13 protein-coding genes are annotated in these 13,488 nt (G+C 64.8%); 3 read left to right on the plus strand and 10 right to left on the minus strand.

Annotation, left to right across the window (positions count from 1 at the left end; translation table 11 throughout):
* Positions 1–301 precede the first annotated feature (301 nt).
* The 3 genes from N5D53_RS11135 (at position 302) to N5D53_RS11145 (ending at position 4,840) form a co-directional block, all read left to right on the plus strand.
* Positions 302–3,451: a transglycosylase domain-containing protein gene (locus tag N5D53_RS11135; RefSeq protein WP_190869656.1), complete on the plus strand. Its 3,150-nt coding sequence runs from the start codon at positions 302–304 to the stop codon at positions 3,449–3,451.
* Between the two features lie 89 nt (positions 3,452–3,540).
* The gene (locus N5D53_RS11140; protein ID WP_003254989.1) at positions 3,541–4,086 is read left to right on the plus strand and encodes a PadR family transcriptional regulator; all 546 of its coding nucleotides are present in this window, start codon (positions 3,541–3,543) and stop codon (positions 4,084–4,086) included.
* Complete coding sequence (locus tag N5D53_RS11145; protein WP_121161086.1) at positions 4,079–4,840, plus strand: siderophore-interacting protein; 762 nt, start codon at positions 4,079–4,081, stop codon at positions 4,838–4,840. Before N5D53_RS11140 ends, N5D53_RS11145 begins: the two co-directional genes overlap by 8 nt.
* A 295-nt stretch (positions 4,841–5,135) precedes the next feature.
* On the opposite strand, the gene N5D53_RS11150 is transcribed toward N5D53_RS11145, so the two are convergent.
* From N5D53_RS11150 to gspD, 10 genes are read right to left on the minus strand one after another with little or no spacing between them, the layout of a single operon-like run.
* Positions 5,136–5,798, minus strand: coding sequence for a general secretion pathway protein GspN (locus N5D53_RS11150; protein ID WP_104960892.1), 663 nt, complete (start codon positions 5,796–5,798; stop codon positions 5,136–5,138).
* Complete coding sequence (gspM, locus tag N5D53_RS11155; protein WP_104960891.1) at positions 5,795–6,181, minus strand: type II secretion system protein GspM; 387 nt, start codon at positions 6,179–6,181, stop codon at positions 5,795–5,797. Before gspM ends, N5D53_RS11150 begins: the two co-directional genes overlap by 4 nt.
* Positions 6,178–7,254 carry a type II secretion system protein GspL gene (gene gspL, locus N5D53_RS11160; protein WP_223843558.1) on the minus strand — a complete coding sequence of 359 codons (1,077 nt, stop codon included), beginning with the start codon at positions 7,252–7,254 and terminating at the stop codon, positions 6,178–6,180. The genes gspM and gspL overlap by 4 nt, the downstream gene beginning before the upstream one ends.
* Positions 7,251–7,841: a prepilin-type N-terminal cleavage/methylation domain-containing protein gene (locus N5D53_RS11165; RefSeq protein ID WP_104960889.1), complete on the minus strand. Its 591-nt coding sequence runs from the start codon at positions 7,839–7,841 to the stop codon at positions 7,251–7,253. Before N5D53_RS11165 ends, gspL begins: the two co-directional genes overlap by 4 nt.
* On the minus strand, positions 7,838–8,206 hold the full coding sequence (locus tag N5D53_RS11170; protein ID WP_121161084.1) for a type II secretion system protein GspI: 369 nt from the start codon (positions 8,204–8,206) through the stop codon (positions 7,838–7,840). Before N5D53_RS11170 ends, N5D53_RS11165 begins: the two co-directional genes overlap by 4 nt.
* Entirely contained in the window at positions 8,203–8,634 is a 432-nt protein-coding gene (gene gspH / locus N5D53_RS11175) for a type II secretion system minor pseudopilin GspH (RefSeq protein WP_064493212.1), read from the minus strand. The genes N5D53_RS11170 and gspH overlap by 4 nt, the downstream gene beginning before the upstream one ends.
* A 2-nt stretch (positions 8,635–8,636) precedes the next feature.
* Positions 8,637–9,071 carry a type II secretion system major pseudopilin GspG gene (gspG, locus tag N5D53_RS11180; protein WP_004575677.1) on the minus strand — a complete coding sequence of 145 codons (435 nt, stop codon included), beginning with the start codon at positions 9,069–9,071 and terminating at the stop codon, positions 8,637–8,639.
* Positions 9,072–9,088: 17 nt separating this feature from the next.
* Entirely contained in the window at positions 9,089–10,291 is a 1,203-nt protein-coding gene (gene gspF, locus N5D53_RS11185; protein ID WP_010952223.1) for a type II secretion system inner membrane protein GspF, read from the minus strand.
* Positions 10,292–10,294: 3 nt separating this feature from the next.
* The gene (locus tag N5D53_RS11190; RefSeq protein ID WP_104960887.1) at positions 10,295–11,743 is read right to left on the minus strand and encodes an ATPase, T2SS/T4P/T4SS family; all 1,449 of its coding nucleotides are present in this window, start codon (positions 11,741–11,743) and stop codon (positions 10,295–10,297) included.
* On the minus strand, positions 11,743–13,479 hold the full coding sequence (gene gspD / locus N5D53_RS11195) for a type II secretion system secretin GspD (RefSeq protein ID WP_104960886.1): 1,737 nt from the start codon (positions 13,477–13,479) through the stop codon (positions 11,743–11,745). Before gspD ends, N5D53_RS11190 begins: the two co-directional genes overlap by 1 nt.
* Between the last annotated feature and the right edge of the window lie 9 nt (positions 13,480–13,488).

Genomic DNA, 13,488 nt, shown 5'->3' on the forward strand with positions numbered 1-13,488 from the left:
TGTGGGCCGGCCCATGTGCCGGACTAGAGCGCCCGGCAGGGCGAAGGGGGCGAGCAGTATAGGAAGACCGTTGTAGGTGTTTTCACTGTATATATGCAGAAATTTGGCTAGAACTCTGGGGCCGCTACACGCCCCAAAAATCGCCAGGGCACCATAACAACATCGTCCGTTGAAGGAACCCACACCAAAGCCGCATAGCCCCACATGACTTTTTCCTACTTCTTACAAATTTTTCACCCTATCCACTCAACGTCTAAGCTTCAGACAAGCAAGACGAAAATACTTGGCCGGATAGAAGATTATGGGCGCACTGTGGCAATCGGAACCAAGCAGAACGGAAGCACCCGAGATACCTCCGGCCGAGACGCCACAACCCAAGTCCCCCCGTCAGCGTCGGCTATGGTGGCGGCTGATCATCCTCATCCTGCTGGTGGCGCTGGTAGCCATCGGTGTTGCCGCGTATGACGAATTCCGTACCTCTGAACTGCAATCGCGCGAGTTCAGCAAACTGGCCAGTACACTGACCTATTCGCTGCAACCCGGTCCCAGCGATGCCATCATCTACCCCGGTGACGGGCCGTTCGACAAACGCCTGGGCTATAGCACCCTGGGTGAATTCCTGCCACGCCTGCTCAAGCGCGACTACCTCATCAGCGAACAGGTGAAGTTCTCACCCGCATTGATGAATTACGTCGATCATGGGCTGTTCGCGCCCTATATCGAGAAAATCCAGGCCGGCCTGTCGATCACCGACTGCCGTGGCGACACGCTGTACCAGTACAACTACCCCCAGCACCTGTACCCGGACTTTGCAGCGATCCCTCCCGTGATGGTCAACAGCTTGCTGTTCATCGAAAACCGCGACCTGCTGGATACCCAGGACCCACGTAACAACCCGGCAGTGGACTGGCCACGCTTTGCCAAGGCCGCCTACAGCCAGGTCGCCAAGTACCTGGCCCTGCCCGGCCAGTCTGCCGGCGGCAGCACCCTGGCCACACAGCTGGAGAAATATCGCCACTCACCCGATGGCCTGACGGTGTCGGGCGCGGAGAAAATCCGGCAGATGATTTCTGCCAGCGTGCGTGCCTACCAGGGCGGCCCCGACACCACCGAGGCACGCCAGCGCATCGTGCGCGACTACCTCAACAGCGTACCGCTGTCGGCCGTGCCTGGGCATGGTGAGGTACATGGCATGGCCGAGGGCCTGCGGGTGTGGTACGGCGCCGACTTCGACCAGGTCAACCAGGCCCTGAACGCCACCGCCACCGACCCCCAGAGCATGGCCGCACGTGGCCTGGCCCTGCGCCAGGTGCTGTCGCTGATGATTGCCCAGCGCCGCCCCTCGCATTACTTGTCCAAGGGCCGGGTCGAGCTGGCCGAGCTCACCGATTCGCACATTCGGCTGCTTGCCGCCAACAAGGTCATCGATCAGCCGCTGGCCGATGCCGCGCTGGCCAGCAAGGCGGTGTACCGCGACTGGGTCGCGCAGCCGACCATCGTGCCGATCATCACCAACAAGGGCATCAGCCTGGCGCGCAACCGCCTGTCGGCCATGCTCAATCGCCCGCTGTACGACCTCGACCGCCTCGACCTGTCAGCCACCAGTACCTTGCAGGCCGACCTGCAGCTGCAGGTCAGCCAGTACCTGAAAAACCTTGCCGACCCGGAGTTTGCCGCACAGATAGGCCTGATCGGCGAGCGGCTGCTCACTGCCAAGACCACCGACCAGGTGAGCTACAGCTTCACCTTGTTCGAACGCACCGCCGATGGCTCGCGGGTACGGGTGCAGACCGACAGCACCAACCAGCCCTTCGACATCAACGAAGGCAGCAAGCTGGAGCTGGGCTCAACCGCCAAGCTGCGGGTACTGACCACCTACCTTGAAATTATCGCCGAGCTGCACGACAAGTACGCTGGCAAACCTGCCGCCGAGCTGAAGAAGGTCGAAGTGGCCGAACTCGACCGCATCACGCAATGGTCGCTGGAATGGCTGGCGCAGAACAGCAAGAACCAGAGCCTTGACGCCATGCTCGACGCCGCGCTCGAGCGCAAGTACTCGGCCAACACCGGTGAAGCGTTTTTCACCGGTGGCGGGATGCATGTGTTCAACAACTTCCGCAAGGAAGACAACAACCGCAACCCGACACTCAAGGATGCACTGCGCGAGTCGATCAACCTGCCGTTCATCCGCCTGATGCGCGACCTGGTGCGCTACGTGACTTACCAGCAGCCGTACAACCGCGTGCCGCTGCTCAAGGACGATGCCGACCCGCGCCGCCAGGAGTACCTTGCGCGCTTTGCCGACAAGGAAGGCACCAACTACCTGATGCGCTTCTGGAAGAAGTACCAGCGTAAAACCTCGCAACAACGCCTGGACACCTTCCTCGACAGCATGCGCGTGACCCCACAGCGGTTGGCGGCGGTACACCGCTACCTGTTCCCCGAGGCAAGCCAGGAAACCTTCAACGCGTTCGTGCGTGCCCACCTCAAGGGCGACAAGGCCGTGTTGGGCAAACTGACCGATGGCCGTCTGTCAGAGATGTACGCAGCTTACGGCCCCGGCAAGTACGACCTGCCCGACCAGGGTTACATCGCCAAGGTCCACCCGCTGGACCTGTGGCTGCTTGGCTACCTGCTGAAGAACCCAAGCTCGACACTGACCGAGATGATCAACGCCAGTCGTTTCGAACGCCAGGAGGTATACGGCTGGCTGTTCAAGAGCCGCCACCAGGGCGCCCGTGACAGCCGCATCCGCACCATGGTCGAAATCGAAGCCTTCCTTGATATCCACCAACGCTGGAAACGCGTGGGCTATCCATTCGACCACCTGGTGCCCTCATTGGCCACCGCCATCGGCAGCTCCGGCGACCGCCCCGCTGCCCTCTCCGAACTGGTCGGGATCATCCAGAACGACGGTGTTCGCCTGCCTACCCTGCGCATCGACACCCTGCATTTCGCAGCCAACACACCCTACGAGACCAAGTTGATCACAGACCCGGACCGGGGCGTGCGAATTCTGCCAGTCGAAGTGGCGCGTGCACTCAAAGGCGCCATGTCGCAAGTGGTCGATGCAGGTACCGCGCGGCGTATTTCCGGCAGCTTCAAGCTGCAGGACGGCACGCCACTGGTGATGGGCGGCAAGACCGGTACCGGCGACAACCGAATCGAGAGTTTCGGCGCCGGCGGCCGGCTGATCGGCTCGCGCTCGCTGAACCGCACCGCCACCTTCGTGTTCTTCCTCGGCGACAACCATTTCGGCACGCTGACCGCCTTCGTGCCGGGTCGCACGGCAGAAGCGTTCAAATTTACCTCGGCGCTGCCGGTGCAGGTGCTCAAGGGCATGGCACCGATCCTCATGCCTTACCTGCAGCCGGGCAACCCGAATGAGTGCAAGCCGCCACAGGTTGCCCTGCACACACCGCAACCGGGCGGGAACACATCGACGCAGTAGATGATAATCATCAGCATTGAAGGGCTTGTCTTTAGATATATCTTGAGTAATATCTTACGATATATCGCAAACGACGGAGCCCTATTCCTATGCGCGAACATCCCCCTCATGATCCCTTCGAGCGACGCCCCGCCCGTGGCGAGCGCGGCCCGCGTGTCTTCGCCCCGGGTGACCTCAAGCTGCTGATGCTGGACTTGCTGGCCGAGCAACCCGGCCACGGTTACGACCTGATCCGCCAGATCGAAAATCTGTTCGACGGCAGCTACAGCCCAAGCCCAGGGGTGATCTACCCGACGCTGAACTTCCTTGAAGAGGCCGAACTGATCAGCGGCCAGGTACAAGGCAGCAAACGCCTCTACGCCATCACCGATGCCGGCCGCAGCGCCTTGGCGGATCAGGCAGTGGCCCTGGATGGCGTGCGCATGCGCATCGAAGTCAGCAAACGCGCCCTGCGCGGCCACGACCGCCCGCCAGAGATACATGAAGCAGTCGGCAACCTGCGCCATGCACTGCACATGCACAGCGGCCGCTGGACAGTGGAAGAAATCGAACGGGTCCGTGACCTGCTCAACCATACCGCCAAGGCCATCGCCTCCGGGCCCACTGAACCTTTCAGGGAGACGCCCCATGAGTGACACCATTCACCGCGTAAACCACGAGATCCGCCAGCGCCGTCTGCAGGTGCTGCGGGTCACCGAGCTGACCCCGCGCATGCGCCGCATCACCCTGGGGGGTGCCGAGCTGCAAGGCTTTACCAGCATGGGCAGCGACGACCATATCAAGCTGCTGTTCGCCGAAACGCCGGAGCAACGACAGGCCATCGAGGCCCGTAACCTGGGCAAGGACGGTGGCGCGCGGCCCACCATGCGCGAGTACACACCACGGCGCATCGACCTGGTGGCACATGAGCTGGACATCGACTTCGTGCTGCACGGCGACGGCCCTGCCTCTACCTGGGCCGCGCAAGCCGCGCCCGGGCACACCCTGGACATCGCAGGGCCACGGGCCTCTCTGGTGGTGCCGGATATTTTCGACAGCTACCTGCTGATCGGTGATGAAACTGCCATCCCGGCCATTGGCCGTCGGCTGGAGGAGTTGCCGGCGGGCCGCCAGGTGCTGGCAGTGATCCAGATCGAAGACGAGCACGAGCGCCAGCCGCTGCCAAGCAAGGCGCAGGTGGAAGTGATCTGGGTACGTCGCCAAGAGGAAGACTTGTTGGAACTGGTGCGTAACCTGAGCTTGCCGCAAGGCCGGCTGTATGCCTGGGTGGCGCTGGAAAAAGCCCTGACTCGCCAGGCCAAGGCGTTGTTGCTGGAGAAAGGGGTGCCGGAAGATGCGCTAAAGGCTGCAGCCTACTGGCGGGCCAACGGGACTGCGGACGACGAGTGATCGTGATTGCCTGATCTGCCGTCTTCGCGGGCAAGCCCGCTCCTACACTGATCGGGGACGGACACAAATCGGTGGTTGGGCACAAATCGGCGGTTGGACACAAATCGGTGGTTGGGCACAGGCCGTTGTAGGAGCGGGTTCACCCGCGAACACCGGCGCAGCCGGTGAAACGCAACGCGCCGCCTGCTTCGCGGGTATGCCCCCTTTTGATACGACCAAGCGGTTCAGCCCCAAGCACCTCAGAAAAGCTCGACCGCCAACAGCCTATCTACAGGACGCCACGCCACGTTGTTACTTACCAACGAAGGTCTCGCTGCCCCGCCAGGGCCTGCGGCCCGAGCCATTGAGCCCCACGCAACAATGGCGTCAACTGCGCTTCAGGCTGCAGCTGGAACACCACCTGCGCCCGGCGTCCTGGCAGGTCGGCATCCACGGTCAGTTGATGTTGCCCTTGCTGCGCCAACTGCCCGCGCAGGTGCCAGCCACTGCGGCAATCCATTTCCAGCCAGCCGTGCCCAAGGCCCAGGGACCAAGGGTCGCTGAGGGCTAGGTCGGTTACGATCACGCGGCCTTCACTGGCCTGGCATTGGCGCCCTGCCCCCTGCATCCTCACCCCCCCCTGCCACTGGCCGGCCAGGCGATAATCCGTCGAGACCGTCGCCAAAGCCCCCTTGGCTGATGCCTCCAGCCGCCACTGCCAAGGCCAGCCTTCTGCGCGCAACTGCCAGGCCTGGCCCTGGAACCCCACTTGCGCATTCGCCTGCAAGCGCCAGGGCTGCAGCGTCCAGCGCAAAGGCCCGACCGGCCCCCATTGTTGTGCCTGCCCTTGCCAGAGGCTTCCACCGACATCGCGTACCGGCAGGCCGAACGCACGCACCACCCAATTGGCCGGAAGCTCGATAAACAGCGTGAGCACGAATACCAGTAGCACCCAGGCCATTGCTGCACTGCGGCTCATGGCTGCACCACCAGGTCGAATCGCAAAGCCTTGCCCTGCTGCTCCAGCCCCCATTGCAACGGCAATGCGCCTTCTGCACGCAGGCTCTGCACCCAGCCTTGCAGCATGCGCTCATCGGCCACCTGCCCACGCAGTTGCCAGGCCTTGCCTTGCGTATCGACTTCGATCAGTTCGACCCCACGGGCCTGGGCCGACTGACGTAGCCGCTCCAGGTTCAAACCGGGCCCGGCTTGCAGGCTGGCCGCCTGTTCGGCCAGCACACGCCACTGGCCAAGCACGCGCCATTGCGCAACGACTTCGCGCAGGGCCAGGAAGGCCAGCAGCAGGGCGATCAGTCCCCAGGCGAACGTGAAGCGATGACGCTGTAGCCAGTCCCGGTTCATGAGGCTGCTCCCAGGTCGAAGATCACTTGGCCATCTTGAACCTGCACTGTGGCGCCAGCGGCAGCCGCCATATCAGGCCATGGCGGCGCACTGCCCTCGCCCTCCAGGCGCAGGTGCCAACGCTGACCATCGAAGCGCACCGCTTGCAGGCGCAAGCCGGGGTTGTCACGCAGCCAGGTCTGCAAGCGAGCCTGCAGGTCGTCGAGCTGACGTGTACGCAGTTGCTGCTGCAGTACGCTCTCGCGCAGGCGCTTGAGGGCCTGTGCCGCGTGCCGAGGGCTGGCCTGCTCGCCGGTCACGGCAACGACCTGGCTACGCCAGAGTTGCGCCTGACGCCATTGCTGACTCAACCACAGGCCACCCCAAACGATGGCCAACACCAGGCAAGCTGCCAGCAGCCGCTGCTGCTGGCGGGACGCCGCCGGCAACGAGCGCACCTTGCGGGCGCGGTCGAACAGGCCGGGCATTGTGTCGAGCGGCGCAAATACGGTTGGCCAATTGCCGCTCAGCGACGTCTTGTGCAGCCCTGCCCACGGTGGCTGCGGCACGCCACCCAAGGCATCAGGCCACGCCAGCCAGTGCTCCTGTCCGTCTTCGGCCAAGCCTTTGTAGAGCGACATGCCGGGGGTGCGTTGCCATTGCCAGGCGCATCCTGGCTCGGGTGATGGCAGCAGCTGCAGCTCCGCCCAGCAACGTACCGTCTGCAAGCCCCATTCGGCGCATTGGCCACGCCAGTCATCCAGCTGCTGACGCGCCACTACCAGCAGACGAAGGTACCCGGGTTCACGGGCCAGGCAAGCACAGGCCACCTCATGCGGGGCCTGCAGCAAGCGATCCTCAAGCAGCAAAGGCCACTCTTCGCGCTTGAGCCCGGGCGGGGCCGGCACGCGAAAATGGCTGCACGCCTCGGCAGGCAGGACCAGCGCAACATGGGCCTGCGGGTTGGCCGGTGGCTCGCCCTGCCCCTGGCTTTGCAAAATACCGTCCTGAACCAGCGCCCAATGCCAGACAGCACCCGGGCGCAGCAGCAGCCACGCCTGGGCCGGCGTACGCCGCCGCCATTCAAGTTTCATGAGCGCCCCCATGGGAGGGCGAAGGTGCAGACATAAGGGGCTCCATCACGCAGCAGTTCCAGACGCACACCACGGCCTGGGTGCACCGGTTGGTCAGAAGGCCAGGCCAGCCAGCGGCCGCCCTGGTAGTACAGAACGTTCATGGCACTGACCTGGTCGAGTCGTTCGCGCTGTACCCAGCGCGGGGCGGCGGCGGCGTACAAGTCCGCCGAGCTTTCCAGCAACAGACGTTGCTCGCGGGCCTCGAACCGCAGACGCTGGCGTTGCAGGCGCGAGCCACCTTCGGCTGCCGGCAGGCCGGTGCTGGCGACCCACAGCAACTGGTTGCTGGCGGGCTGCCAGTCCAGCCAACGGCTGGCCAGCGGCAGACGCTGGTCGTAGACACGGCGCAGCACCGGGCTGTCGAAGCGCCGCTCCAGGGCCAGGCAAAAGTCCAGCACCGAGGTTTGCCGAGTGGTGTCCTGCAGGCGTTCGCGCACCTTCAGCCAGCCGTTGACCAGGGCGGCCAGCATGATGCCAAGCACGGCTGTCAGGGCCAGAGCGACCATCAGTTCGATCAGGGTCAGGCCGGTTTGGCGGTGTTTCATGGGCGCTCCAGAAACACGGTGTACTGGCCCAGTGGCAGGCGCTGATCGCGGTCGGCGAACAATTGCAGTTCGCCACGGCGCAGGTCTCGCACGCCGGTGCGGCGCAGTTGCAATTGCCAGTGACACAGTTGGCCACCTTGGCCGAGCTTGCCGGCTACCTGGTTTTCGGCGGGCCAGTACTGCTCGACGGCAAAGCGGGCTTGCAGCTCACGCGCGCACAACAGGCCAAGGCGGTGCTGTTGCAGGTTGTCCTGCACTGCCAGCCGCTGGCGCAGTACCTGGCTGGTGATCACCGCCAGCACAGCAGCGATTGCCAGGGCTACGGTCACCTCCAGCAGAGTGAAACCACGCTGTGCTTGATTCATGGCACGACCCACATGCCATCGGTGCGGCTCCAGGCCCATTGCTGACTGCCATCGGCCCAGCGCCAGCGCACGCTACCCGCCTGCGCCCAGCCATGCGGCGTGAACAGTACGCGCGGTTGCGGGCTGGCCGGCCAGTCCGGGTGCAGGCCCATGGGCCAGTCGCCGAGCGGGACCGCTTCGACCACCCAGGCATTGCCCTCGCGGCGGACGAACTCCGGTCGCTGGCCATTCCAGCGCAGCCCGCGCAGTTGCCCAGCATGCCGGGCCAGCGCGGCCTGGCTGCGGACCTCGACCGCCAGCCGTTGCAAGGCCTGCTCGACACTGGCCTGGCCGTTGCCAAGGCCGGCCACCGCCAGCCCGGTCATCAGCCCGGCAATGGCCAGTACCACCAACAGTTCGATCAGGCTGAAGCCGCGCTGATGACGCACCGTTACAGCGCCCAGTTACCCAGGTCGGCATCCTGGCCTTCGCCGCCCGGCAGGCCATCGGCGCCCAACGAGTACACATCGACCCGGCCATGTTCGCCGGGCATGCGGTACTGGTACGGGGTGCCCCACGGGTCCTCCGGCAGGCGACGCACGTAGCCATCACTGCGCCAGGCCCGAGGCACTGGCTCCTGAGCCGGCTTTTTCACCAGCGCGGCCAGGCCCTGTTCGCTGCTGGGGAAGCGCAGGTTGTCCAGCCGGTACATGTCCAGCGCCTGCTCCAGAGTGGCCAGGTCGGCCATCACCTTCTGCTTCATGGCCTTGTCCTGGTTGCCCAGCACGCTGGGCGCCACCACGGCAATCAGCAGGCCGATGATGAAGATCACCACCATGATCTCCATGAGGGTGAAGCCGCGTTGGCGGTTACGTCGATGCTGCATGGCAATACTCCTTGTCGTCACAATTGCAGGCCCTGGTTGAGTTGCATGATCGGCAGCAGCACCGCCAGCACGATGAACAGCACCACGGCGCCCATCACCAGGATCATCAGGGGTTCGAACAGCGCCATGGCGGTATCGACCTGGCGGGCAAAGCCGCGCTCCTGGTCGTCGGCCACGCGCTCGAGCATGTCCGCCAGGGTGCCGCTGGCCTCGCCGCTGCCGACCATGTTCACCAGCAGCGGCGGGAATTGCTGGCTGGCATCCAGCGCACGGTGCAGGCTGGTGCCGCCCTGCACGTGTTGGCGCACCTGCTCCATGGCCAGGCGGATACGCCGGTTGCCGATGGTTTCGGTGGCCACTTGCAAGGCTTCGAGCAGGGCCACGCCACTGCCACAGAGAATCGCCAGGCTGCGCGCCAGGCGCGCGCTTTCCAGCACCTGCAGCAGGTTGCCAATACGCGGCAGGCGCAGCAGCAGCTGGTCGCGACGCAGGCACCAGTGCGGTTTGCGCAACAACCAGCCAGCCAGCCCCCCGAGCAACAGCGCCACCCCTAACAACCACGGCCCGGCGTGCACCAGCCCCTGGCTCAGGCCGATCAGCAACGAGGTGATCAGCGGCAGGCTTTGCCCGGCATGGGCGAATTGCTCGGTGAGTTTGGGCACGACGAACGTCATCAGGCCAATCACCACGGCCAGCGATACACCCATCAGCACAGCGGGGTAGATCAGCGCTGTGCGGGCCTTGTGTTGCTGGCGTTGCACCTGCTCCAGGTGGTCGGCCAAGCGGGTCAGCACCTGGGCCAGGTGCCCGGAACGTTCGCCGGCCTCGACCAGCGCGCAGTACAAGCCAGTGAACGGTGCCCCCTGCCGGGCCAGGCTGCGGGCCAGGCCCAGGCCTTCGGCGAGTGAGCCGCGCAAGGCCACCAGCACACTGTGCAGGGCAGGCTGACGCAGTTGCCGTTCAAGGGTGGCAAGGGCATCGACCAAGGGAATGCCGGCCCCGGTCAAGGTGGCCAACTGACGGGTCAGCTCACACAGCTGGGCGCGGCTCAGGCGCTGGCGTCGGGGTTGTCGGCTGCCGGCGTCATGACGTTGCAACTGTCGGGCGAACAGGCCCTGCTCGCGCAACAGCTGGCGGGCGTGGCGTTCACTGTCAGCCTGCAGGCTGGCCTTGTGCGATTTGCCGGCGAGGTCAACGGCCTGGTAGCGATAGGTCGGCATGCCTTAGCCCTGCACCACGCGCAGCACTTCGGCCAGGCTGGTCTCACCGCGGGCCAGGCAATCGCTGGCCATCGCCACCAGGCTTTGGCGCCGGTCAGCCAGATAGTCCTGCATGGCCAGCTCACTGGCGCCGTCGTACAACAGGCCGATGAGCCCAGCGTCCAGCTCGATGAATTCGTACAGCCCCAGTCGCCCGATATAACCGCTGCCCTGGCACTGCTCGCAACCCACGGCGTGATAAGTGCTGTCCAGCGCCGCCAGCTCGGGCCACAGCTCGCGCTCGGCAGCCTGTAGCGGGTGCGCCATGGCACAGCTGCACAAACGCCGCACCAGGCGCTGGGCCAGGACGCCGCGAAGGCACGAGGCGATCAGGAAGGGCTCGATGCCCATGTCGCGCAGGCGGGTCACTGCGCCTACCGCACTGTTGGTGTGCAAGGTCGACAGCACCAGGTGGCCGGTGAGGCTGGCCTGCACGGCGATCTGCGCAGTCTCCTGATCGCGGATTTCGCCGAGCATGATCACGTCAGGGTCCTGACGCAGGATGGCGCGCAGGCCACTGGCAAACGTCAGCCCGGCACGCGGGTTGATGGCGGTCTGGCCAATGCCGGCGATGGCGTACTCCACCGGGTCCTCGACGGTGAGGATGTTGCGGCTGCCATCGTTGAGGCTGTTCAGGCTGGCGTACAGGGTCGTGGTCTTGCCCGAACCGGTCGGCCCGGTGGACAACACGATGCCGTTGGGCCGCGCCAGGCAACTGCGCAGGCCCTGCAATACCGCTGCCGGCATGCCCAGGTTATCCAGCGCCAGCAGGCTGGCCTGCTTGTCGAGGACGCGCATCACCACCCGCTCGCCGTGGATGCCGGGCAAGGTCGAGACCCGTACGTCCACTTCGCGCCCCGCCGCGCGCAAGGTGATGCGGCCGTCCTGGGGCTGACGCTTTTCAGCAATGTCCAGGCGGGCCATGACCTTGATCCGTGATACCAGCATGGCCGACAACGCACGTGGAGGGCGCAGCACCTCACGCAGGTGGCCATCGACCCGCAGACGCACCACCAGGCTCTGCTCGAAGGTCTCGATATGGATGTCCGAGGCGCGCAGCCGTAGCGCCTGGCCGAACAGGCCGTTGATCAGGCGGATCACCGGGGCTTCGTCGTCGCTTTCAAGCAGGTCTTCGATGCGCGGCATCTCGCTCATCAGGCTATCCAGGTCGACCTGGTCGCCAATGCCTTCGATCAGCGCTTCGGTGGCGGCATCGCCGGCCTGGTACAGCTGGCCAAGGCGCTCGTCGAACAGCGCAGGTTCCAGGTATTCGAACAGGCTTGGCTGGCCATGCACACGCAGCAACTCCTGCAACTGGGCATTGTCGGCGTCGGGCCGCAGCCATAGCTGCCAGCCCTGCTCTGCCGGGGCCATGGCCACTCCGCTCTGCCGTGCCTGGCGATAGGGCAGCATCACCAGTCACCGCCTTCCAGGCGTGCGCGGCTGGCGGGGAATACCTGCAACAGCCGCGTGCCCTCTGCAAGGTCCGGCAACTGCAGCGGTGTGGTCTGCTGCAGGGTGCGGTACTTGTCTTCACTGAGGCCCGCCAGGCTCGGCCCGTCGCGCAGGATACGCGGGCGGATGAACACCATCAGGTTCTGCTTGGTATTGCGGGTGGCATCGGAGCGGAACAACCGGCCAAGATAAGGAATGTCGCCGAGCAGTGGCACACGCTGGTCGCTGGTACTCAACTCGTCGCTGATCAGGCCGCCAAGTATCACCAGGCCGTTGTCCTCGACCATGACCTTGGTCTTGATCTCGCGCTTGTTGGTGATCACGTCGCTGGCCGAGCTGGTGTCGGCAATCGACGACACCTCCTGGACGATGTCCAGGCGCACGCTGTTGTCGATATTGATCTGCGGCTTGATGCGCAGCTTCACCCCGACTTCCTTGCGCTCGATGGTCTGGTACGGGTTGGCGTTGTTCTGCGTCACGGAGCCGGTGACGAAGGGCACTTCCTGGCCGACCAGGATCGATGCCTCGGCATTGTCCAGGGTCAGCAAGGTGGGCGTGGACAGCAGGTTGAAGCCGCTCTTGCCCTTCAGCGCGTTGACCAGCATGGCAAAGTTGAAGCCACCGCCGAAATGGCCGATGCCCGCCGTGGCACCGGTGGTGGTGGACAACAGATCGCCCAGGGCCTCGTTGTCGCCACTGGCGGCGGCGCCGGCGATGCTGGCGATATTCACCCCGTTACTGCCGAAGTTGACGATACCGGCGCCGAACTTCTCGTCGGCGAACAGCCACTGCACGCCCAGCTCCTGGGCGCTGCTGTCGGACACCTCGGCGATGATCGCTTCGACCACCACCTGGGCACGGCGAATGTCCAGTTGCTCGACAATGGCCCGGTACGCTGCCAGCTCGCTGTCGGGGCCGACCATGACCACGGCATTGGTACCTTCTTCGTATTCCAGGCGGATGCCCGGGCCACCGGAGGCTGGCATCACCGGCCGGTCCTTGCCCTCTGCCTCACCCGCGCCTTCAGCCGGCACCGCCCCTTCCTGGCTGAGCCCTCGCAGCACCTTGACCACTTCACCGGCATTGGCATGGCGCAAGTAGATCACCTGGGTGCTGCCGCTGCCCGGTGCCTCTTGAGGGCGGTCGAGCTGGCGCAGCAGGCTGGCGATGCGTTCGAGGTTGCTGCGCCAGTCAGTCACCACCAACTGGTGCGCCGCCGGGTACGGTGTAATAACCCCAACCCGTGGGTCGATCAGCGGTTTGAGGATGCCCAGTACCTGTTCGCTGGCGGCGTTGCGCACGCTGAATACGCGGGTGGCCACGCTGTCGCTGCCCTCGCCTTGCTGCCCGCCCGCCTCCACTGGCACCGGCTCCAGGCGCGCGGCCTGGTCGGGCACGATTTTCACGCTGCCGTTGGGCAGGTCGACGGTGGCATAGCCCTGGGCGCGCAGTTGGGCCAGGAAGATGTCGTAGATGGCGTCGGCGTCGTGCAGGTCGACGGTGCGCACGGTGACCTTGCCCTTGACCCGGGGGTCGACGATGAAGGTGGTGCCGGTGATGCGCGACACGCTGTCGATGAACTCGCCGAGTTCGGTATCGACGAAATTCACTTCGTACATCGGCGTACCGTTGTCATCGAACACCGGCTCTTGGGCATAGGCCATGGACAAGGCCAGGCTCAGCGCAGCTGCCATGCAGTATCT

The organism is Pseudomonas sp. GD03862 (assembly GCF_029840855.1).
Classification (GTDB): domain Bacteria; phylum Pseudomonadota; class Gammaproteobacteria; order Pseudomonadales; family Pseudomonadaceae; genus Aquipseudomonas; species Aquipseudomonas alloputida.

Coding starts and splice junctions, on each gene's coding strand:
- N5D53_RS11145 (WP_121161086.1), top strand. CDS start 4,079: ATGAGTGACACCATTCACCGCGTAAACCACGAGATCCGCCAGCGCCGT.
- gspM (WP_104960891.1), bottom strand. CDS start 6,181: ATGAACCGGGACTGGCTACAGCGTCATCGCTTCACGTTCGCCTGGGGA.
- N5D53_RS11140 (WP_003254989.1), top strand. CDS start 3,541: ATGCGCGAACATCCCCCTCATGATCCCTTCGAGCGACGCCCCGCCCGT.
- gspG (WP_004575677.1), bottom strand. CDS start 9,071: ATGCAGCATCGACGTAACCGCCAACGCGGCTTCACCCTCATGGAGATC.
- N5D53_RS11135 (WP_190869656.1), top strand. CDS start 302: ATGGGCGCACTGTGGCAATCGGAACCAAGCAGAACGGAAGCACCCGAG.
- gspD (WP_104960886.1), bottom strand. CDS start 13,479: ATGGCAGCTGCGCTGAGCCTGGCCTTGTCCATGGCCTATGCCCAAGAG.
- N5D53_RS11170 (WP_121161084.1), bottom strand. CDS start 8,206: ATGAATCAAGCACAGCGTGGTTTCACTCTGCTGGAGGTGACCGTAGCC.
- N5D53_RS11190 (WP_104960887.1), bottom strand. CDS start 11,743: ATGCTGCCCTATCGCCAGGCACGGCAGAGCGGAGTGGCCATGGCCCCG.
- N5D53_RS11165 (WP_104960889.1), bottom strand. CDS start 7,841: ATGAAACACCGCCAAACCGGCCTGACCCTGATCGAACTGATGGTCGCT.
- N5D53_RS11150 (WP_104960892.1), bottom strand. CDS start 5,798: ATGAGCCGCAGTGCAGCAATGGCCTGGGTGCTACTGGTATTCGTGCTC.
- gspL (WP_223843558.1), bottom strand. CDS start 7,254: ATGAAACTTGAATGGCGGCGGCGTACGCCGGCCCAGGCGTGGCTGCTG.
- gspF (WP_010952223.1), bottom strand. CDS start 10,291: ATGCCGACCTATCGCTACCAGGCCGTTGACCTCGCCGGCAAATCGCAC.